The organism is Jeongeupia chitinilytica, assembly GCF_014652315.1.
Lineage (GTDB): Bacteria > Pseudomonadota > Gammaproteobacteria > Burkholderiales > Chitinibacteraceae > Jeongeupia > Jeongeupia chitinilytica.
The window spans coordinates 403,244-424,118 of sequence record NZ_BMYO01000003.1 but is presented as its reverse complement, the minus strand read 5'-3'; the positions used below and the strand labels follow the sequence as shown (position 1 = coordinate 424,118).

Sequence of the window (20,875 nt, the reverse complement as noted above, 5' to 3'; positions counted from 1 at the left end):
TTCCCGTGTGAAAGTAGGTCATCGCCAGACTCCCCATGCAAACCCCCTGCAGCCATGCTGCAGGGGGTTTTTGCTTTGGTGCGGCCTCACGCAACGTAGTTCCAAGTCACCAAGGTGGTTTGCTCGGGATTCCTATCGTGGCACCATTTCACCATGCATATCACTATCGATCTGGCAACTCAAACGCTAACCCTGCTTGATTCATCGGGGACTGCGCTGTGCAGTTACCCGGTGTCTACAGCAAGCCGAGGCGCTGGTGAGCAATCTGGTAGTTATCAGACGCCACGAGGTCATCATCGCGTGCGGGCATTGATCGGTGCCGGTAGGCCGATGGGTGCGGTATTTCGTGGACGTCGCTGGACCGGGGAGGTTTACAGCCCCGAACTGGCCAAGGTGCATCCCGAGCGGGACTGGGTGCTGACACGGATCATCTGGTTGTCCGGCGCAGTACCAGGTTTCAACCGCTTCGGCAGTGTCGATACCATGTCACGCTACATCTATATCCACGGTACGCCGGATGACCAGCCGATGGGCGTGCCGGCTTCGCATGGCTGCATCCGCATGCGCAACGCGGATGTTGACGCGTTGTTTGCACGACTGAAACCCGGAATTGAAGTGAACATCGTGGCGCCGGAAGTTGACTGGTGCGTTTACCCGGTGACGTCAAAGCGCCCCTCACTGGGCTTCGGGGACACTACATTGCGTGGTCCCTTGAGCCCGGTCACGCCTGACGTGCTTGTGGGGCGTCAGTTTGCACTCTGGCAAGAGCAAGGGCGGTGTGGGGGGCTCGGTGGGCTGACCCCCGGCGGTGCAATCTGGTTGCAGCTGTCCGATCAGGGTGTGAAGGAGGCAGAACGCCTGCTTGCCGTGCTCGCCAAAGAGGCGCGGATCTTGGGTTGGCAACATATGGACATACTGACCGCCAAAGCACCCACGCCGGACTGGGAACAAGCAAGCGGCAGGGTTGATAGCGAAATCGGCCGGTTATATCGCTACCGGTTGGCATTGCACGACGCCAGTTCGCCCGCTTAGGCGAGTACGTGCTGCCGCGGCGACAGACCGGCCAACGACGATTGGTAGGTGTCGCGGAGTTCCCGTCGCGTCTTGGTTGCCGGTTCGTTGCCGCGCTGGCGATTCGAACTGTGCATCAGCGTGAAGATCAGTCGATCCGACCAGTCATTGTCGGCGCTGGGGTCATTGGCAGCGGCTTCTATCGTGTTTTCGATCGGTTTCTGATGTCGCTGCTGCAACCAGACTCCAAAATCCGCGTCATCCGGCTGTGCGGCGTTCGCGGTTCCCATTTGGGGGATCGGCCAGCGTTGCGACCAAGGTGCCGGCAAGGTGCGGGACGAGCGTGCTGGATTTGAGCGCATGGGGTTTGGGGAACGGTCGGCGCTGCCGGTGACTCATTGGTGGCAGGTCGTTACCGTTTCAATTTTCAACAAGTCTCCATCATCCGGGTCGCTGCGATCTGCGGCCATGGCCGATTCACGTCCAAGTACGTGATTTTTTTACCAAAAGCGGCGAAGCGGGGGTTCACAGCAGAAAGTGGCTGAGTACGAAGCCGCTGCCGACGCTCATCACCGAGCACGTGAGGCCCGGCAGCATGAAGCTGTGGTTGAGCAGCCAGCGGCCGATGCGCGTCGTCCCGGTCTGGTCAAAGTTGATCGCGGCGATGACGGTCGGATAATTCGGGATGAAGAAGTACCCGTTGACACTCGGGAACATCGCGATCAGCGCGGGTGCCGGCAGGCCGAGTGCCAACCCCAGTGGCATTAATGCGCGGATTGTCGCAGCTTGCGAGTACAGCAGGATGGACATTGCGAACAGCGCCAGCGCGAACAGCCATGGTGCAGTAGTCACTGCGCTGCGAATGTTCTCCGAAAAGAAGGCCATGTTGCCTTGAATGAAGGTGTCACCCATCCAGGCCACGCCAAAAATGCCGATCACGGCTGCGGCACCGGCGCGAAATACACTGCCTCTTACCACTTGGTCCGGGTTGACCTTGCTGCAGAGCAGGATGAGTGCCGAGGCAGAGAGCATGACCATTTCGATCGCCTGCGCCATATCCAGCTGCACAACGATGCCAGCGGTGCTCCAGCTCGGGCGCAACGACGGAAACGAACCGAGCAGGACGACGGAAAAGGCCGCCGCCAGAAAGATTCCCACCGACCACTTGGCCGCGCCTGGCAGCGCCGGGCGGGCTGTCTTGGTGACGGCTTGCAGATCTCCCGCGGCAAGCCGCGCCTGATAGACGGGATCCTTGTCCAGCTCCACACCAAGGCGACTGGCGACGAAGGCGCCGGCCAGCGTGCCTAGGAGAGTCGCCGGAATGGCAATCATCAGAATGTCCGACAGGTGTACTCCGGAAGGAGACAGCAGTGACAGCAGCGCGACCGTTGCGGCCGAGATCGGGCTCGCGGTGATCCCTGCCTGTGACGAGATCACGCTGATCGAGAGCGGCCTTTCCGGGCGGACGCCCGATTCGCGGGCGACTTCGGCAATGACCGGTAGCACCGAATAGGCCACATGACCAGTGCCGGCGAACAGCGTGAAGGAGTAGGTGACCAGTGGTGCGAACCAGGTGATCCGCTTCGGATGGCGGCGCAGCAGTTTTTCCGCGATGTGGACAAGGTAGTCCATTCCCCCGGCCGCTTGCAGGCAGCCCGCAGCAGTAATGACGGCGACGATCATCAGCATGACGTCGATCGGCGCGGTGGCGGGTTTGAGCCCGAAGACGAAGGTCAGGACCGCCAGCCCCAGCCCCCCCATGACGCCAAGTCCTATACCGCCAAGGCGGGCGCCGATCAGGATGGCCGCGAGGACGACGGCAAATTCGAGCAAGAGCATGGGGTAGTCCGGAAAGAGGGGGCGGCATGGTGCCGGATGCGGCGCCCCGACGCAATGGCCGATTACGCTTGACGCTGGCGTTATTGCAGGGCTGGCGCCGGCGTCAATCCGACGAATTCGGGATGATCGGTGATGATGCCGCTGACCTGGTAGTCGCGACAGAACGCGTGTTCGTAGAGTGTATGTGCCCCGTAAACATAACTGCGGAAGCCGAGTTCGGCGACCTGTTCGAGCAACGGTGCATCGACGATTTCGAAATCCCAGACGATACCGCGCAGCCGTTCGTGCGGTAACGCCTGCTGCAACAGCCCGGCGAGTGATGCCGGGTGGTGGGCGACCAGCAGCGCACAGTCGACCTGCAGCAATTCTGCGGCGGCAAGCACGATGTCGTGCCGGAACGACGACAACAGAATGCGGTGCGAACGGCGTGATGCAGCGATGATTTCGAATGCCGTTTTGACCACGTCCGGCGACTTGATTTCCAGGTTCCAGAGTGCGTCCGGAAAAGTGTCGAGTGCCTCGGCAAGGGTGGGCACCAGATAGCCGAGTTGCTGCGACAGCGCCTTGCGCGAAAGCAGCGCAACCGGGGTGCCGTTCGGGGTGACGCGGTCATGACACAGAACGGCCTCACCATCGGCACAAAGACGGATGTCGGTTTCCAAGCCGTCGAAGCCGCTGGATAATGCAGCCGCGAAAGCCGCCAGCGTGTTTTCCGGGACCGTGCGTGCGAGTCCGCGATGGGCGATGAGTTGCATGTTCTGCCCGTATAGAATGTTGACGATACAAGCAATTTAGCAGGGATTGAATGCGGCGTTCCGTATCCAGAGTGGTGGTTTGCACGATCGCGAGTTTGGCCGTGTCCGCGGCGGCGGCTGCCGATAGCACACGGCCGCGGATCGGTGTGGTGCTGGGTGGCGGCGGCGCGCGTGGCCTGGCGCATATCGGCGTGCTGAAGGTACTCGAGGACGCGCGGGTGCCGATCGATTGCATCGTCGGGACCAGTATCGGTGCGCTGGTTGCGGGGGGGTATGCGTCGGGGCGGACGCCGGAAGAGCTGATCGCCGAAAGCGAGAAAGCGGACTGGGATGACTTGCTGAGTAGCGGCTTGCCGAGGCAGAGCCTGTCTTTCCGCCAGAAAGAGCTGGATCGTTCCGGAAATGTACCAATCGAGCTTGGTTTGCGCGATAACGGCACTATTGCATTACCACGCGCGGCAATCGGTACTCAGAAGGTCGAGTACTTCCTGCGTGAACTGACTTATGGTGGCACTGTCGCCAACTTCAACCAGATGGCAACGCCCTATCGTGCGATTGCCACCGACCTTGAGACCGGCGAAATGGTCGTGCTGAGCGATGGCGACATCGTCAGTGCGATGCGTGCCAGCATGGCTGTGCCGGGCGTATTCCCGCCGGTGCCGCTCGAAGGGCACACGCTGGTGGACGGAGGGTTGTCGCGCAACATGGGTGTCGACGTGGCGCGCAAGTTGTGTGCGGACATCGTCATTGCTGTCGACGTCGCTTCGCCGCCACTCAAGAGCGCGGAGATCGACAACCTGTTCTCGGTTGCGGATCAGTACACGCGGCTGATGATCCTGCAGAACCAGCGACCGCAGATCGCCAGCCTGAAATCGGGTCGCGATATCCTGATTACGCCCGAGCTCGACAAGCTGTCGAGCTCCGACTTCACCAAGGCCAGGCAACTGATCGAGCGCGGAGAGGCCGCAGCACAGATGCAGTTGCCCGAACTCGAGCGCTATGCGTTGTCGGCTCCAGCGTATCGCAAGTGGGCGCTGGCCAGACAGGCGAAGCAGCTCGTACCGAAGCCCATCAACGAAGTCCAGGTGGCGAAGCTCGATTACGTGAATCCCGATGTGCTGAAGGGGGCGCTCGACATTACGCCGGGCAAACCGCTGGACAACGCGGCCTTCAACGAGCGTTTGTCCAAGACCTATGCGCGCGGGGACTTTTCCCAGCTCGATTACGAGCTGCTCGATACCAATAACGGCCAACTGTTTCGGCTGACCCCGGTCGAAAAAAGCTGGGGACCGAATTACCTGAATCTTGGCCTGGCCTTGAGTACCGACTTCGATACCGACAACCGCTACAGCCTGGCGGCACGTTATCGCCGCACCTGGATTAACGATCTTGGCGGTGAGTGGACGTCGTTGGTCCGGCTCGGAAATCACACGCAGTTTGCGACCGAGTTCTACCAGCCGCTCCAGCTTGACGGCTATGCCTTTGTCGCGCCGTATTTCAGCGCGGAAAACCAGCCGGTCGATATCTGGGTCAATGGAGAAAAGGTGGCCCAGTACAAGTATCGAAAGGAAAGGGCAGGCTTCGACATCGGGTCAGGGTACGGCAAGTACGGCGAGGTGCGGATCGGCTTCGCCTACAACAATTATCGTGGCGCGAGGGATATCGGTTTTATTCCGGTGCTCGTTGATGACGACGAGAATGCGTCGCAAGGCACGAAAGACGCCCAACAAAAGAATCTGCTGGACAATTTCAGCCAGCAAGACTGGGGAGTGAGGGTGCGCCTTTACTACGACCAGCTCGATAGTCTGGATTTCCCGACCGAAGGGGTGCTGTTCAATGCGTCGGCATACCAGTCATTCGGTGGCCGGTCCGGTTCCGGTACGTTCGATCCGTATACCCAAGTTACCGCAACCTTGGTCAAGGGTTTCAAGCTCGGCGATTTCGGCGGTCATGTCCGACTGCATGGCGTCATGCAGCAGGGCGGTGGTGACAACGATGTCAATGATCTGCAATGGCTCGGCGGTTTCATGAATTTATCGAGTTACGGCTATCAGGAAATCATCGGTGATTCGATGGCGTATGGCCGGATTGCGCTGTATCACCCGCTGTCGTTCCTCGTGCCGGACAGCAAGGTCTACATTGGCGGGGCACTCGAAGTCGGACAGCTGTTCGATGCGGTCGACTCGTCGCAGAACGATCTGCACGTTTCCGGAACCGCCTTCCTGGGAATGGATACCTTCCTTGGACCGTTCTATGTTGCCGCTGCCTACGGTGACAACAAAAAAGCGCGCTTTTACGTAATGCTGGGCAATCCGTACTGACATATCCGTAGCCAAGAGTGACGCCCCGCCTGTGAGGGGCGTTTGTTTTTCAGTCGCCGATCCGCGAAAATAGCCGACCATTCCAGTCAACCATGGCCTGCGGGCCGGCTCACCATGTCGTTCATCTCCCGCCTTTTTGGCGACGCGCGCGAAGGAAGTCCCTCGATGTCCAATCCCGAACTGCTGCAAGCCGCCGTCGCGGCGCTTGTCGATCCGAACACCGGCAAGACCTATGTCGCCGGCAAATGCATCAAGCGCCTCGAGCTGATCGGCGGCCATGCCCATGCCGACGTGTTGCTCGGCTATCCGGCGGCGAGCCAGTTCGATGCAATCCGCGCGCAGTTCGAGGCGGCGCTGTCCGGTGTCGAGGGCGTGAACGGGGCGACCGTGACGGTGCGCAGCCAGATCATTGCGCATACCGCGCAGCGAGGCGTGCCGCTGCTCAAGAACGTCAAGAACGTCATCGCCGTGGCCAGTGGCAAGGGCGGGGTCGGCAAGTCGACCACCTCGGTCAATCTGGCCCTGGCGCTGGCCGCCGAGGGCGCTCGGGTCGGACTGCTCGACGCCGATATCTATGGCCCGTCGCAGCCGTTGATGATGGGCGTGGCCGACCAGAAGCCGCAATCGCCGGACAACAAGCACATCGAGCCGATCGTGAGTTACGGCGTGCAGACGATGTCGATCGGCTTCCTGATCGATCCGGAGCAGCCGATGGTCTGGCGCGGCCCGATGGTGACGCAGGCGCTGCAGCAGCTGTTGAACGACACGTTGTGGGACGATCTCGACTACCTGGTCATCGATCTGCCACCGGGTACCGGCGACATCCAGCTGACCCTGAGTCAGAAGGTGCCGCTGACCGGTGCGGTGATCGTGACGACCCCGCAGGACATCGCGCTGCTGGATGCACGCAAGGGCCTGAAGATGTTCGAAAAGGTCGGCGTGCCGATCCTCGGCATCGTCGAGAACATGAGCACGCACGTGTGCTCGAACTGTGGCCACATCGAACCGATTTTCGGCGAAGGCGGCGGCGAGCGGATGGGCGAGGACTACGGCGTGTCGCTTCTGGGCAAGCTGCCGCTGGACCTGTCGATCCGTACCAGCGTCGACGCCGGCAAGCCGAGCGTCGCGGCTGATCCGGATGGTGCCATCGCGTCACTGTACAAGGCGATTGCCCGCAAGGTCGCGATCGGCGTGGCAGCGCGGGCGCAGGATTTCTCGGCCAAGTTCCCGAAGATCGTCATCCAGAAGTGACGTGCGTGCACCGGCCTGTGCCGTAGGGGCACGGGCCGTTACAATCGGTGCGCTGTCAGGAGCCTCGCCGCGTGCGCCTTACCCACATCAAACTTGCCGGATTCAAGTCTTTCGTCGACCCGACCACGATCCACGTGCCGGGCCAACTGGTCGCGGTGTGCGGGCCGAACGGCTGCGGCAAGTCGAACGTGATCGACGCGGTGCGCTGGGTGCTGGGCGAATCGTCGGCCAAGCAGTTGCGCGGCGAGTCGATGCAGGATGTGATCTTCAACGGTTCGACCAGCCGCAAGCCGGTCAGCCGGGCCTCGGTCGAACTGGTGTTCGACAATCGCGAGGGCTTGGCCGCCGGCCAGTGGTCGCAGTACGCCGAGATTTCGATCAAGCGCGTCCTGACCCGGCAGGGAGATTCGGACTACTACATCAACAACCTTGCCGTGCGGCGCCGCGACATTACCGACCTGTTCCTCGGGACCGGCGTGGGCAAGGGTGGCTACGCGATCATCGAGCAGGGCATGATCAGCCGCATCATCGAGGCCAAGCCCGAAGAGTTGCGGCACTTTCTCGAAGAGGCGGCCGGCGTCTCCAAGTACAAGGAACGTCGTCGCGAAACGGAGTCGCGGCTGGCCGATACGCGTGACAATCTGGCGCGCCTGGATGACATCCGTCGGGAACTGACGGCGCAGGTCGACAAGCTGCGCGACCAGGCTGAAGTCGCCGGCGAATATCAGCGGCTGCAGACATTGATCGCCCACAAGCAACAGTTGCTTGCGCTGCAACGCAAGCGGGATGCCGCTGCCGAGCTGGACAAGGTCCGTGCCGACATTGCCGCTGCACAGACTGCGCTCGATGCCGGACTGGCTGCATTGCGGGCGCACGAGGCCGAAATCGGAGTGCTGCGGGAGCGCCATTATGGCGCCACCGAACAGGTGCAAGCGGCACAGGTGGCATTGTTTGACGCCAATGCCGTTGTTGCACGTTTCGAGCAGCAGTTGCTGCACCTGCGCCAGACGCGCGAGCGCTTGCAGCAGCAGCTGGCACTCAGCCGCGAGGAGCTGGCCAGGGTCGAACAGAGCCGGGCGAGCGGCGCACAGGAGTCCGAACAGTGGCAACTGAAGCTCGATGCCGCCTTGCTGGCGGCCGAGGAGACGGCGCTCGTCTTCGACGACGAGATGCGGCTGCAGCCCGAGCTCGAGGCCGCACTCAGCGGACAGGAGCAAAGTCTCCAGCAAGTCCGCGACAGGCTTGCAACAGCGCAGGCGACGCAGCAACTGGCACGGCAGCATCTGCAGCGGCAGAAGCGGGAAGTTGCCGGGTTGCAGGCGCGCAAGATCAAGCTCGAAGCCGACATCGCCGCGGCATCCGTCACGGAGGACGCCGTGCTCGATGCCGTGCGTGCGGAGGTCGAAGGACTGCGCACCGATATCGACGACCGGACGTTGGCGATCGAACTGCAGGACGAAACGCTCGAAATCGAACGAGTGAGGCTGGACGATCTGCGTTCCGAGCGCGAGCGTCTGGCGCTGGCACGCACCGATGCCACCGCTCGGCTGGCAGCACTGGGTGCCGAGCCGGTTCGCGACGACGGTGCGCTGGCAGACTGGCTGGCTCGGCACGGGTTGGGTGACGCGCCGGTGCTGCTGTCGTTGCTGGATGTCACGCCCGCGTGGGCCACTGCCCTTGAGACCATGCTCGGTTCCGCCCTGAAGGGGCGGCTGACGGCGACATTGCCTGATCACGCTGCGCCAGCGGCCTTTTCGGTGGCGCTGCAGGGGCAGCACATCCTGCCGACCGAGCCGTTGAATGGCTGGATGCCGTTGTCGGCCCGGATTTCGGTACGCGAAGCCGGTGCGCGCGGCGCGATCGATGCCCTGCTTGCCGGCGTGTACTGCGCCGCGTCGTATGAAACGGCGCTCGCCGATCGCTCCCGGCTGCCGCGCGACGCTTGTTTCGTGACGCCGGAGGGGCACGTGGTCATGCCGGTTTCGGTGCGCTACTTTGATGCGCACAGCGATGCACACGGTTTGATGCAGCGTCAGCAGTCGCGCGAGGCGGCAGCGGCGGCCCTGGCGGCGCTGCAGCCGGCGTTGGCCGCAGTGCAGGCGGAGATCGATGTCGTTGCGCCCGGTGTGGCGGACCGCGATGCGTTGTTGCGTTCGCTGCGACAAACGCAATCGGGCGCCATGCAACGCCTTGGCGCGCTGGAGCGCAAACTGGCGGAGCGTGAATCGGCCGTTCAGGCGGCAGCGCTGCGGTTGGCACTGTCGTCGGCGGCGCTGGGCGAACTGGCGCAGCAGCTCGAAGACAGCGAGGCGGAGCGGTTGGTGGCGGAGCAGGCGCTGTCACAGGCCGATCTGGCGGTGACGCCGCAGACGGCCGAAATGGAGCGGGCGCAATCGGCACGTGCGGAGGCCGAAACCGCACTCGCGCGGCTGCGCGAGCAGTTGCGCAGCACCGAACGACAGCTGCAATCCGAACGGTTTGCCGCGCAGAGCGCGCGTGACCGCCTGGACGAACTGCAGCGCGCAGCGGTGGCGCAGGCCGATCAGGCCGAGTTGCTGAGGGAGCGGCTGGCGTCGCAACTGATCGAGCTCGACGGTGTCGATGCCGCAGCGCTGGATGGCGAGGTGCAACACGCCGTCGACTTGCGCATGGCGCGGGAGCGCCATCTCGCCGAGGCAAGGGATGCGTTGAATGGCATTGCGCAAACACAACGGGAGCGCGAGACCGACCGGCACGCGATCGAGCAAACGCTGGATCCGTCGCGGGATGCCCTGTCTTCGTTGAAGTTGCGTGAACAGGAGGCGAGGCTGGCATTCGAGCGCTTTGCCGAAGAACTGATTGACGCCGATGAAGTGGCGCTGACCGCGAGCCTCGGGGCCGGCGTCAAGGCGTCATCGCTGCTGGGCGAGATCGGCCGCCTGAGTCAGTCGCTGAATGCACTGGGTGCGGTCAATCTGGCTGCACTGGCCGAACTGCAGGAAGCGCAGACGCGCGCCGACTATCTGGCAGCGCAATCGGCCGATCTGCTGGCAGCGATCGAGACGCTCGAATCGGCAATCCGCCGGATCGATCGAGAAACACGCACGCTGCTGCAAGGTACCTACGATACCGTCAACGCCAATCTGCAGCGGCTGTTTCCGGCGCTGTTTGGTGGTGGACATGCCGAACTGCATCTGACTGGCGATGAAATTCTCGATGCCGGCTTACAAATCATGGCTCAGCCGCCCGGAAAAAAGAACAGCACCATCCATTTGCTTTCGGGGGGCGAAAAGGCACTGACCGCACTGAGTCTGGTATTCTCGCTGTTCAGCCTGAATCCGGCGCCGTTTTGCCTGCTGGACGAAGTCGACGCACCGCTGGACGATGCGAATACCCTGCGTTTCTGCGACCTGGTCAAAAAAATGGCCGAGCGAACGCAATTCCTCTATATCAGTCACAACAGGCTGACGATGGAAATGGCCGAGCAGCTGGTCGGCGTGACCATGCAGGAGCAGGGCGTATCGCGCGTTGTGGCCGTGGATATTCAGCAAGCGCTGACGATGCGGGATACGGTGCTTGCAACGTGAGTCAAGATGATCTTGCAAAGTGCAAGGTAAACCGTGGGCTTGAATCGCCCCGTTCAAATTCGGAATAATCCATCCGTTGCCGCTGCGACGGATTACGTGCAGAAGACCATGACAGATTTACAGTTGGGATCATTGATCGCGGGGGGCGCCATCGTTGCGGCCGTCTATGCCTTCAACTGGTGGCAGGAGCACCGTTATCGCAAGCAGGCACAGCGGGCATTCGCGCAAAATCAGCCCGACGTGCTGCTCGAAACGCAGAAAAACATGGTCCGTCCGGTCGCCAGCGGCCAGCGGCTCGAGCCGATGATCGAGCCGGTGGTGCCTGCAGCACCGGTGCGGCGCGAGCCGCAGCTCGACGTGCCTGAAGTCGAGGTCGACGACGATCTGCCCGCATTCGACGATGTGGCCGAGGCGCCGGTGCGTGTGCCGGAGCCGGTGGTCAAGCAGGTCGAGCTGCAGGATGTCGAAGTGCTCGCGACAAGCCAGCTCGATGCGTCGCTGGACTTCATTGCCGACATTCACGCCAATGAACCGATCGCTGCCGCCGAGGTGCCGCAGTTCTCGGCGTCCAAGCGGGTGGTGGTCCTGGGTCTGACCGAGGCCGGGCAGTGGGAGGTGGTCAGTGCGCGCAGCAACGGCCGGTACACCGAATTGCGCGCCGGTCTGCAGCTGGCGGACCGCCAGGGCTCGCTGACGCAGGAGCAGCTCAACGCCTTCTGCATGGCAGTGCAGCAGTTTGCCGACGAGCACGAGGCGGTGGTGACCTTTCCGCAGCGTTCGGGCAAGCTCGCCGCTGCGCGGGACCTGGATGAATTCTGCGCGTCGGTCGATGTGCTCATCGGCCTGAACGTCGTGACCCAGGGCAAGCCCTTCCCGATGGAGCGGGTGCGCCTGTTTGCCGAGCAGGCCGGGCTCGCCCGTGGTGCTGACGGGCTGTTCCACTATCGCAGCGAGTCGGGCAAGGCGCTGTTTTCGCTGGTCAACCAGGATCAGAGTCCGTTCGGCAATACCAGTGAAGGGCTGACCTTCCTGTTCGACGTGCCGCGCGTGGCCGGCGGCCTGCCGGTGTTCGACCACCTGAGCGACATCGCCCAGCAGCTGGCAAACCTGCTGGCCGGCGACCTGGTCGACGATTCGGGTCGACCGCTGGCGCCCGGCAGCATCGCCAACATTCGCCGGCAGCTGACCAATATCTATGCGCAGATGGACGATCGCGGGATTGCACCGGGGTCGATGGCGGCGTTGCGACTGTTTGCCTGAGCCTCGTCCGACCTGCCGAAACACCCCTTACGATTGACCCGAATGCGCCGCTGTCCGACAGCGGCGTTTTTCGTTCCGGACATGACACCATGACTTCTTCCGATCCCGTTTCCCGTGCCGCCGAACTCCGGGTGCTACTGCAGCGTTACGGTCACGAATACTACGTGCTCGACGCCCCGACGGTACCTGACGCCGAGTACGACCGGCTGTTTCGCGAGCTCGAGGCGCTGGAGCTTGCGCACCCGGAGCTCAAGACGGCCGACTCGCCGACGCTGCGTGTCGGCGGCAAGCCGCTGCCGCAGTTCCAGCCTGTCCGGCATGCGGTACCGATGCTGTCGATCCGCACCGAAACCGACGTCACCGCGGGCGGGGCGCTGGCATTCGATGCCAGTGTGCGCAAGGAGCTGGCACTGGGGGAGGGCGATGCACCGGTCGATTACGTCGCCGAACTGAAGTTCGACGGCCTTGCAATCAGCTTGCGCTATGAGGCCGGTGTGCTCGTACGGGCGGCAACGCGTGGTGACGGCGTGACCGGTGAAGACGTCACGCAGAACATCCGCACGATCGGCCAGATCCCGTTGCGCCTGCAGGGCGAGGTGCCACCGGTGCTCGAAGTGCGTGGCGAGGTTTATATGCGCCGCGACGACTTCGACGCAATGAACGAGAAGCAGTTGGCCGTCGGCGCCAAGACATTCGTGAATCCGCGCAATGCGGCCGCCGGCGCGGTGCGCCAGCTCGACCCGGCCATTGCTGCGACCCGGCCGCTGTCGTTCTTTGCCTACGGACTCGGCGAGGTGTCGGGCTGGCTGGATGCGCCGGCCGCGCATTCGGGAGTGCTCGACGCGTTGCAGGGCTATGGCCTGCCGGTGTGTGCAGAGCGGGTCCGGACGCAGGGTGGAGCCGGATTGGTGGCGTTTCACGAGCGGGTGGCCGGATTGCGCGCCGAACTGCCATTCGATATCGATGGCGTTGTTTACAAGGTCGATTCGCTGGCGATGCAGCGCGAACTCGGCTTCCGCAGCCGTGAGCCGCGCTGGGCAGTGGCGCACAAGTTTCCGGCGCAGGAAGTGCTGACGACGGTCGAGGCAATCGACGTGCAGGTGGGCCGGACCGGTGCGATCACCCCGGTGGCCCGGCTGGTGCCGGTCTTCGTCGGCGGGGTGACGGTCACGAATGCGACCCTGCACAATGAGGACGAAGTGCGGCGCAAGGACGTGCGCGTCGGCGATACGGTCATCGTCCGGCGCGCCGGAGACGTCATTCCCGAAGTGGTCGGCGTCGTGCTCGAGCGTCGACCGATGGTTGACGAAGCAGGGGGCGATTTGTTCTCCCCGGTGCGGCGTCCGCAGTATGCGCCGTTCGAGCTGCCGAAGGCATGTCCGGTGTGCGGCTCGCACGTGGTGCGTGAAGAAGGCGAGACGATTGCGCGTTGTTCGGGCGGATTGTTCTGCTCTGCGCAACGAAAGGAGGCGATCCGTCATTTTGCCGGTCGGCGCATGATGGATATCGAAGGACTGGGCGAGCGTTACATCGACAATCTGGTCGATCTTGGTTACGTCCACGGCATTGCCGATCTCTACCGGCTGACGCTGACAGACCTGCTGGAAATGAAGCGTCGTGCCGACGAGCGGGACGGTGTGGTGCCGGAGACGGTCAAGGCGGGGCAGGTGGCGAGCAAATGGGCCGAGAACCTGATCGATGGCATTGCTGCCAGCAAGCAGCCATCGCTGGCGCGACTGTTGTTTGCGCTCGGCATCCGCCACGTCGGCGAGTCGACCGCAAAGACGCTGGCGGACTGGTTCGGTGATCTTGCGCTGGTGCGGCAGGCGCCATCGCCGCTGCTGCGTGTGTTGCCCGACGTTGGGGCGACGGTGGCCGATTCGATTGCCGATTTCTTTGCCGAACCCAAGAACCAGCAGGCGCTCGATGCGTTGCTGGCGGCCGGTGTGGCACCGGTGGATCTGCATGCCCCCAGCGTTGGCTGGCGCGACAAGTTGGTGACGGCCGAGTTGTACGCGGTGCTTGGCGTGCCGAAACTCACACCGTTGCGTGCGCGCCAGTTGGCGGAGTCGGTCTCGACGCCGGCGCAGCTGGCTGCTGCCGACGAGGCGGCGCTTGGTGGCTTGCCGGCGGACGTGCGTTCGTCGCTGCTGGTCTGGCTGGGAGACGGGACAAATGCTGCCATGCTGCACGCGCTCGATGTGCAGCGCAGCGCGTTGCTGGCGTTGCTGCCGTCGGTGTCGGCGCCTGCCGGGGTGCTGTCAGGCAAGACGCTGGTACTGACCGGCACGTTGCCGTCGCTGACACGTGACGAGGCGCAGGCGATGATCGAGGCGGCTGGCGGCAAAGTATCGGGTAGCGTGTCGAAGAAAACCGACTATGTCGTTGCCGGCGAGGCGGCCGGATCGAAACTGGCCAAGGCCGAGTCGCTCGGGGTGGTGGTGCTGGACGAGGCCGGATTGCGGGATTTGCTGGGTACGGCTGATGTTTAGTTTTTTGAACGCGTAGCGACTGATTTTTCTGCTTGATTTGCCGGTTCAGTTTGTTGAACAATGGTGCGATGCGCAAATCCGAAGCACTTCGCCTTTTTGGTAGCCAGAGCCGGCTGGCCGATGCCCTCGGTCTGGGGCGGTCTGCGGTCTCGCAGTGGCCGGACGAACTTGGCCTGCGTCAGGCCGATCAGGTGATGGGGGCCGCGTTGCGACTCGGATTGCTGGCGCCAGAAAACAAACACAAAGGAGCAACTTCAATGCAGAAAATCCGCAAGGCCGTATTCCCGGTTGCCGGCATGGGTACCCGCTTTCTGCCGGCGACCAAGGCCAGTCCGAAGGAAATGATGCCGGTCGTCGACAAGCCGCTGATCCAGTACGCGGTCGAAGAGGCGCTCGACGCTGGCATTACCGAGATGGTGTTCATCACCGGGCGCAACAAGCGCAACATCGAAGACCATTTCGACAAGGCCTACGAGCTCGAGAGCGAGCTCGAAGCCAAGGGCAAGCAGAAGCTGCTCGACATCGTCCAGTCGATCATTCCGAAGTCGGTGACCTGCATCTACATCCGCCAGCCCGAGGCGCTCGGTCTGGGGCATGCCGTACTGTGTGCCGAGCCGGTGGTCGGTGACGAACCGTTCGCAGTCATTCTGGCGGACGACCTGATCGACGGCGGCGCAACGTCCGAGATGGCGCGGATGGTCGAAGTGTTCGGCGATACGCATTGCGCCGTGCTCGGCGTCGAGGAGGTGCCGCGCGAGGACACCAGCTCCTACGGCATCGTGGCGGTCGATGACAGCAACGGCCGTCTGCGCATCAACAACATTGTCGAAAAACCGAAGCCCGAAGAGGCGCCATCGACGCTGGCCGTCGTCGGCCGCTACATCCTCACGCCGCGGATTTTCCATCACCTGCAGCACGTTCAGCCGGGAAAGGGGGGCGAGATTCAGCTCACCGACGGTATCTTCGCGCTGATGCAGGAGCAGCACATCCTTGCGCACAAGCTCAAGGGGACGCGCTACGACTGTGGCTCGAAGCTGGGCTATCTGAAGGCGACGCTGGCCTATGGCTTGAAGCACCCGGAGGTTGGTGGCGAGTTTGCCGAGTACCTGAGCCGGTTCACGCTACCCAGGGCCTGAGTGGTTAGGGTGGAAAGTAAGCCGGGCGGCCTTCGGGCCGCCTTTTTCATGTCGTTGTCGCCAGTGCATATGATTGAAGGACCGGCGCCGCGTGGCTGAGCCGGTGCGGAGTGATCATGCTGGCGATCATTGGTGGGACCGGCGCGGCGAGTCTGGCCGGATTGACGGTGCGGCAGCGGCTGATCGTGCGTACGCCCTACGGCGACCCGTCGGGGCCGTTGATCGTCGGTGAGCTGGCCGGAGGGTCGGTGCTCTTCCTGGCGCGTCACGGTTACGGTCATACCATTCCGCCGCACCGGATCAACTACCGGGCCAATATCTGGGCGCTGGCCTCGCAGGGCGCCGAGCAAATCGTCGGTCTGGCGTCGGTAGGCGGCATCGGTCGCGTCTTTCGTCCCGGCGTGCTGGTCTTGCCCGACCAGTTGCTCGATTACACCTGGGGGCGGCGGCAGACCTTTTTTGATGGCGATGACCGGGTCGTCTCGCATGTCGACTTCACCGAGCCCTATGCCGCTTCGCTGCGCGAACCCCTGCTGGAGGCGGCCCGTGTGCTGAAAGTGTCGCTGATCGATGGCGGTGTTTACGCCTGCATGCAGGGGCCGCGGCTCGAAACTGCAGCCGAAATCCGCAGGATCCGCCGGGACGGCGGTGACATGGTCGGCATGACCGCGATGCCCGAGGCGGTACTTGCGCGCGAACTGGGTGCCGCCTATGCCACGCTGGCGGTGGTGGCGAACCGTGCCGCCGGTGTCGCCGAGAGTGCCGGAAGCATCAATCAGGTCGATGCGACGCAAGCATTGGCGCAGGGTCTGGCCGTGGCGGCGATGGTGTTCGAAAAATATGTGAGTATTTCCTAAAGTTCTCCGCAGCCAGGACGATAAGGGATTCAAGGACGCAGCAACGCTGGTCCGGCTTCCTAAAAATATCGTCTCTCTATCGGAGAAACATCATGGCTCAAGTCATTAACACCAACGTTGCTTCGCTCACTTCGCAACGCAACCTTGGCACCTCGCAAGCTGGTCTCAATACCTCGCTGCAACGCCTGTCGTCGGGTCTGCGCATCAACAGCGCCAAGGACGATGCGGCCGGTCTGGCCATCTCCCAGCGCATGACCAGCCAGATCCGCGGTCTGGATCAGGCCAACCGCAACGCCAACGACGGCGTTTCGCTGGCGCAAACCGCTGAAGGCGCGCTGTCGTCGGCTGGCGATATGCTGCAACGCATCCGCGAACTGGCTGTCCAGTCGTCGAACGCCACCAACTCGTCGAGCGACCGTCAGGCCATCCAGCAGGAAGTCGGCCAGCTGACTTCGGAACTCGACCGCATCGCCAAGACCACCAACTTCAACGGCAAGAACCTGCTGGACGGCTCGTTCGGTACCGCGACCTTCCAGGTCGGCGCCAACGCCAACCAGACCATCCAGGCCAGCGGTGTGAACTTCCGCACCAACAACTACGGCAACAACTCGGTTGCAGTTGACCAGCCGGCTGTCGGCGCTGCAACCAAGACCGTTGCTGCCCAGGCCATCAAGATCAACGGTTCGCTCGGCTCGGCCACCTACACGACCACCGCAACCGACACCGCGCAAACCATCGCTCAGCAGATCAATGCCAAGAGCGACCAGACCGGCGTCAGCGCCACGGCAACCACCAGCGCCAACCTGGCTCTGGGTGCTGAAACCTACACGCTGGGCATCCAGTCGGACAACGCAACTGCCGCAACCGTGTCGTTCAGCGTCGGTGGCACTGCTTCGACGGCTGACGACTACGCTTCGGCGATCAACTCGATCAACGCTGCAACCTCGAAGACCGGCGTGACCGCCGAGTTCGACGCGGTCAACGGCGGCATCAAGCTGACCAACGCTGCCGGCAACGACATCAAGCTGACCAACCAGGCTGCTGCTGCCAACACCAAGCTGGACGTGAACAGCTACGACGCCGACGGCACCACCGGTGCTGCCGCCTTCGATGCCAAGGCTGCTGCTGCAACCGCCGTGGCCAACGGTCGCGTGACCCTCGACTCGTCCAACAGCTTCTCGGTGACCGACGCCGGTTCGGGCTACGGCCTGACCAAGGCTTCGACCTTGGATACCGTTGCTTCGCTCGACGTGACCAGCTTCGACAATGCCCAGAAGGCCCTGAAGATCGTCGACTCGGCTCTGGCCGCAGTGAACGGTCAGCGCGCCCAGTACGGTGCGCTGCAGTCGCGCTTCGAATCGTCGATCGCCAACCTGCAAACCACCTCGGACAACCTGTCCGCTTCGCGCAGCCGCATCCAGGACACCGACTTCGCCAAGGAAACCGCGACGATGACGCGTAACCAGGTGCTGCAACAAGCCGGTACCGCCATGCTGGCCCAGGCGAACGCGCTGCCGAACCAAGTGCTGAGCCTGCTCCGCGGCTAAGCCTTCGGTTTGACCTTGCGTTAAACTGATAAGCCCCGGCCGCGTGCCGGGGCTTCTTGCAGGAGAGGGAACCCATGTCGATTTCGGCTATCAATCCCCTGAGCCAGAGCTCGCCGCTGCAACCCCAAGGAGATGCGAAGCAGCCGGCCGTGCAGCTTGCGGCGACCAGCCAGGCCGCGAACGGTGCAATCGCGACCAGCCCGGATGCGGTCCAGGCGCTCACGCCCAAGCAGCAGGCGGCGGCCGTGGAGGATGCGGTCAAGAAGTTGAATGAAACGGTGCAGTCCTTGCAGCCCAAGGTCGGCATCGAATTCAGTATCGATGACGACACCAAGACCCCGCTGGTCAAGGTGATCGATACGCAGTCCAAGGAAGTCATCCGGCAGATTCCGACGCAGGAAGCGTTGAACATCGCCAAAAGCATCGACAAGCTGCGGGGTTTGCTGGTGCGCGACAAAGCATGACCCCGCAATCCGTCTGAAAAGGAAGAGGTATGGCAACGATCACCACCAATGGCGGCTCCGGTCTCGACATCAATTCGATCGTCAGTCAGTTGATGCAGATCGAACAGCAGCCGATTGCCAAGCTCAACACGAAAGAGGCGAGCTTCCAGTCGCAACTGAGTGCGCTCGGAACGATCAAGAGTGCCTTGTCCACATTTCAGACGGCCGTGTCGTCGCTGCTGGACCTCAGCAAGCTGAACGGCGTGAAGGCCTCGTCGTCCAACAGCGACGCGGCGACCGTGTCGGCAAGCAATACCGCCGACCTCGGCAACTTCTCGCTCGACGTCCTCAAGCTGGCGCAGCGCCAGCGACTCACCAGCCAGGCCGGCCAGTTCACGGCGGCCGACCAGGTGCTGATTCCGGCCGGCTCCGGCGTCAATCAGGCCAAGCTGACCTTCACCTTCGGCAAGATCGACGCCAGCGCAACCGACGGCTTCACGCCCAATGCCAGCGCCCCGGCCAAGTCGGTGACGATTTCGGACGGCAACAGCGACGGCAAAATCACGCTGGCGGAAGTGCGCGACTCGATCAACAAGCAGACCGATCTGGGCGTGACCGCCTCGATCGTCAAGGACGCCGACAATAGCGTCCGACTGGTGCTGACCGGCACCAACACGGGCGAAAACTACGCCTTCAAGGTTGGCGTGACGACCAACGATGCCAACGGCGATCCCGTGGCGACCGACCTGTCCAAGCTGGCGTTCGACCCGAAAGACGCCACGACGGATGCCGCCGGCAACCTGAACACCAGCGGCTTCACCATCCTCAAGGACAGTCAGGCCCAGAACGCCAAGGCCAAGGTCAACGGCATCGATGTATCCAGTGCCAGCAACACGCTGACCGAGGTCGTGAACGGCCTGACGATCAATCTGCTCAAGCCGACGACCGACAGCAATGGCGTTTCGACGCCGATCCAGCTGACGTCCGCCCGTGACAGCAGCTCGATCAAGACGGCGCTGACGGCGTTCGTCAAGGCGTACAACGACGTCCAGTCCTCGATCAGCCAGAATGCAAGCTACAACGCCGAAACCAAGACGGCGGGCATCTTGCAGGGTGACGCGTCGGTGCGCGGCGTGCAGAGCCAGTTGCGCAGCATGCTGGGCCAGGCCTTCGGTGGCGGCGATGCGGCAATCCAGACGCTGTCGCAGCTTGGTGTCGCGTTCCAGCAGGACGGCAAGCTGGCGCTGGATTCGGCCAAGCTCGACAAGGCCGTCACCAACAACCTCGACTCGGTCATGTCTTTCCTCGGTTCCTACGACAAGACCAAGAATCCGAGCAAGCCGCCGGCGTCGAGTGCCGACAGTTTCGGCGTCAAGCTCAACGACATGCTGGACAAGATGCTGACCAAGGGCGGCACGATGGACAGCCGTACCGACGGCATCAACAGCAGCATCAAGCTGCTCGACAAGCAGCGGGATGCAATGACCGCCAAGTTGACGGAAACGGAAGCCCGGCTGCGCAAACAGTACGTGGCACTCGATCAGGCGCTGACCAAAATGCAGCAGAGCAGCAATTCGCTGATGTCGATGCTGTCGAGCCTGTCGTCCAACTGAGCGACCCGCTGAAAAGGAAATCGAATGCTGGGAATGAAGAAGGCCTTGAGCGCCTACGGCCAGACCTCGGTGGAAATGGCAGTGGACGTCGCCAGCCCCCACCGGCTGGTGATGATGCTGTTCGACGGCGCGATCAAGTCGGTGGCGATGGCCAAGGTGCACCTCGAGGCCGGCAACATTGCCGAGAAGGGTGCGGCGACCTCGAAGGCGATCGCCATCGTCGATGACGGGCTGCGCCTGTCGCTGGACAAGGAACAGGGCGGCGAGCTGGCGTCCAATCTGGATGCGCTGTACGAGTACATCAGCAGCCAGCTGCTCAGGGCCAACCTGCGCAACGACGCCGAGCTGTTCGACGAAGTGCTCGGACTGCTCGGTGAACTCAAGCAGTCGTGGGAGGCGATCGATCCTGCGGTGCAGGCTGCGCAGGCCGTCGAACCGCCCCGCCAGGATACGGCCAGCGTGCTCAGCTATGGCCGCGCCTGACGCGCTGGTGCGGTTGCAGGCGCTGCACGACAGCCTGCTCGCGGTGAAGCATGCGCTGAGTGCGCCAGATGGCGAGGCGCTGCTGGTGGCTCTGGCGCATTACGATGAAATCGCTGCAGCACAGCTTCCCGTGGACTGGTCCGCTTCGCCGCAGCGCGCGCAGGCCGCAGGGCTGATGCAGGCCTCCCAGGTGCTGCTGCAAGAGCTGATGCCGCTGGTCCGGCGGGCGCGCGACGAGTCCCAGGCCGCGCTGCAAAATGTCCATAACGCCGATAAACTGAATCGAGCCTATCGCTGATAC

Annotated in this window: 16 protein-coding genes; 13 read left to right on the top strand and 3 right to left on the bottom strand. The window is 62.9% G+C overall.

The window, feature by feature from the left end:
• The first annotated feature begins 153 nt into the window (after nt 1–153).
• Entirely contained in the window at nt 154–1,032 is an 879-nt protein-coding gene (locus IE097_RS07795) for a L,D-transpeptidase (RefSeq protein ID WP_189459643.1), read from the top strand.
• Here the strand turns inward: IE097_RS07795 and IE097_RS07790 are convergent.
• The 3 genes from IE097_RS07790 to IE097_RS07780 form a co-directional block, all read right to left on the bottom strand.
• A complete protein-coding gene (locus IE097_RS07790) occupies nt 1,029–1,301 on the bottom strand; it encodes a hypothetical protein (RefSeq protein ID WP_189459641.1) in 273 nt (90 codons plus the stop codon). The two genes, IE097_RS07795 and IE097_RS07790, sit on opposite strands and share 4 nt — an antisense overlap.
• 235 nt (nt 1,302–1,536) lie before the next feature.
• Entirely contained in the window at nt 1,537–2,850 is a 1,314-nt protein-coding gene (locus IE097_RS07785) for an anaerobic C4-dicarboxylate transporter family protein (protein WP_189459640.1), read from the bottom strand.
• Nucleotides 2,851–2,930: 80 nt separating this feature from the next.
• Nucleotides 2,931–3,605 carry a glycerophosphodiester phosphodiesterase gene (locus IE097_RS07780; RefSeq protein WP_189459638.1) on the bottom strand — a complete coding sequence of 225 codons (675 nt, stop codon included), beginning with the start codon at nt 3,603–3,605 and terminating at the stop codon, nt 2,931–2,933.
• Between the two features lie 50 nt (nt 3,606–3,655).
• Here IE097_RS07780 and IE097_RS07775 point away from each other — a divergent pair, with 50 nt between their 5' ends.
• The 12 genes from IE097_RS07775 (at nt 3,656) to IE097_RS07720 (ending at nt 20,872) form a co-directional block, all read left to right on the top strand.
• Complete coding sequence (locus IE097_RS07775; RefSeq protein WP_189459636.1) at nt 3,656–5,926, top strand: patatin-like phospholipase family protein; 2,271 nt, start codon at nt 3,656–3,658, stop codon at nt 5,924–5,926.
• Nucleotides 5,927–6,091: 165 nt separating this feature from the next.
• Nucleotides 6,092–7,177: an iron-sulfur cluster carrier protein ApbC gene (gene apbC / locus IE097_RS07770; protein ID WP_189459634.1), complete on the top strand. Its 1,086-nt coding sequence runs from the start codon at nt 6,092–6,094 to the stop codon at nt 7,175–7,177.
• Nucleotides 7,178–7,248: 71 nt separating this feature from the next.
• Nucleotides 7,249–10,743, top strand: a complete 3,495-nt coding sequence (gene smc / locus IE097_RS07765; protein WP_189459632.1) for a chromosome segregation protein SMC — start codon at nt 7,249–7,251, stop codon at nt 10,741–10,743.
• Between the two features lie 108 nt (nt 10,744–10,851).
• Nucleotides 10,852–12,003, top strand: coding sequence for a cell division protein ZipA C-terminal FtsZ-binding domain-containing protein (locus IE097_RS07760; RefSeq protein ID WP_229797486.1), 1,152 nt, complete (start codon nt 10,852–10,854; stop codon nt 12,001–12,003).
• Nucleotides 12,004–12,092: 89 nt separating this feature from the next.
• On the top strand, nt 12,093–14,495 hold the full coding sequence (gene ligA / locus IE097_RS07755; protein WP_189459628.1) for an NAD-dependent DNA ligase LigA: 2,403 nt from the start codon (nt 12,093–12,095) through the stop codon (nt 14,493–14,495).
• 257 nt (nt 14,496–14,752) lie between these two features.
• On the top strand, nt 14,753–15,631 hold the full coding sequence (galU, locus tag IE097_RS07750) for a UTP--glucose-1-phosphate uridylyltransferase GalU (RefSeq protein ID WP_189459627.1): 879 nt from the start codon (nt 14,753–14,755) through the stop codon (nt 15,629–15,631).
• Between the two features lie 116 nt (nt 15,632–15,747).
• Entirely contained in the window at nt 15,748–16,488 is a 741-nt protein-coding gene (locus IE097_RS07745; protein ID WP_189459625.1) for an S-methyl-5'-thioinosine phosphorylase, read from the top strand.
• A 92-nt stretch (nt 16,489–16,580) separates the two neighbouring features.
• A complete protein-coding gene (locus IE097_RS07740; RefSeq protein WP_189459623.1) occupies nt 16,581–18,035 on the top strand; it encodes a flagellin in 1,455 nt (484 codons plus the stop codon).
• Nucleotides 18,036–18,109: 74 nt separating this feature from the next.
• Nucleotides 18,110–18,499, top strand: coding sequence for a flagellar protein FlaG (locus IE097_RS07735; protein ID WP_189459622.1), 390 nt, complete (start codon nt 18,110–18,112; stop codon nt 18,497–18,499).
• A 29-nt stretch (nt 18,500–18,528) separates the two neighbouring features.
• Nucleotides 18,529–20,091: a flagellar filament capping protein FliD gene (gene fliD / locus IE097_RS07730; RefSeq protein WP_189459620.1), complete on the top strand. Its 1,563-nt coding sequence runs from the start codon at nt 18,529–18,531 to the stop codon at nt 20,089–20,091.
• Nucleotides 20,092–20,115: 24 nt separating this feature from the next.
• Nucleotides 20,116–20,574 (top strand): flagellar export chaperone FliS, encoded by a 459-nt coding sequence (gene fliS, locus IE097_RS07725; RefSeq protein ID WP_189459619.1) that lies wholly within the window; start codon nt 20,116–20,118, stop codon nt 20,572–20,574.
• A complete protein-coding gene (locus IE097_RS07720; protein ID WP_189459617.1) occupies nt 20,561–20,872 on the top strand; it encodes a hypothetical protein in 312 nt (103 codons plus the stop codon). Before fliS ends, IE097_RS07720 begins: the two co-directional genes overlap by 14 nt.
• Nucleotides 20,873–20,875 lie beyond the last annotated feature (3 nt).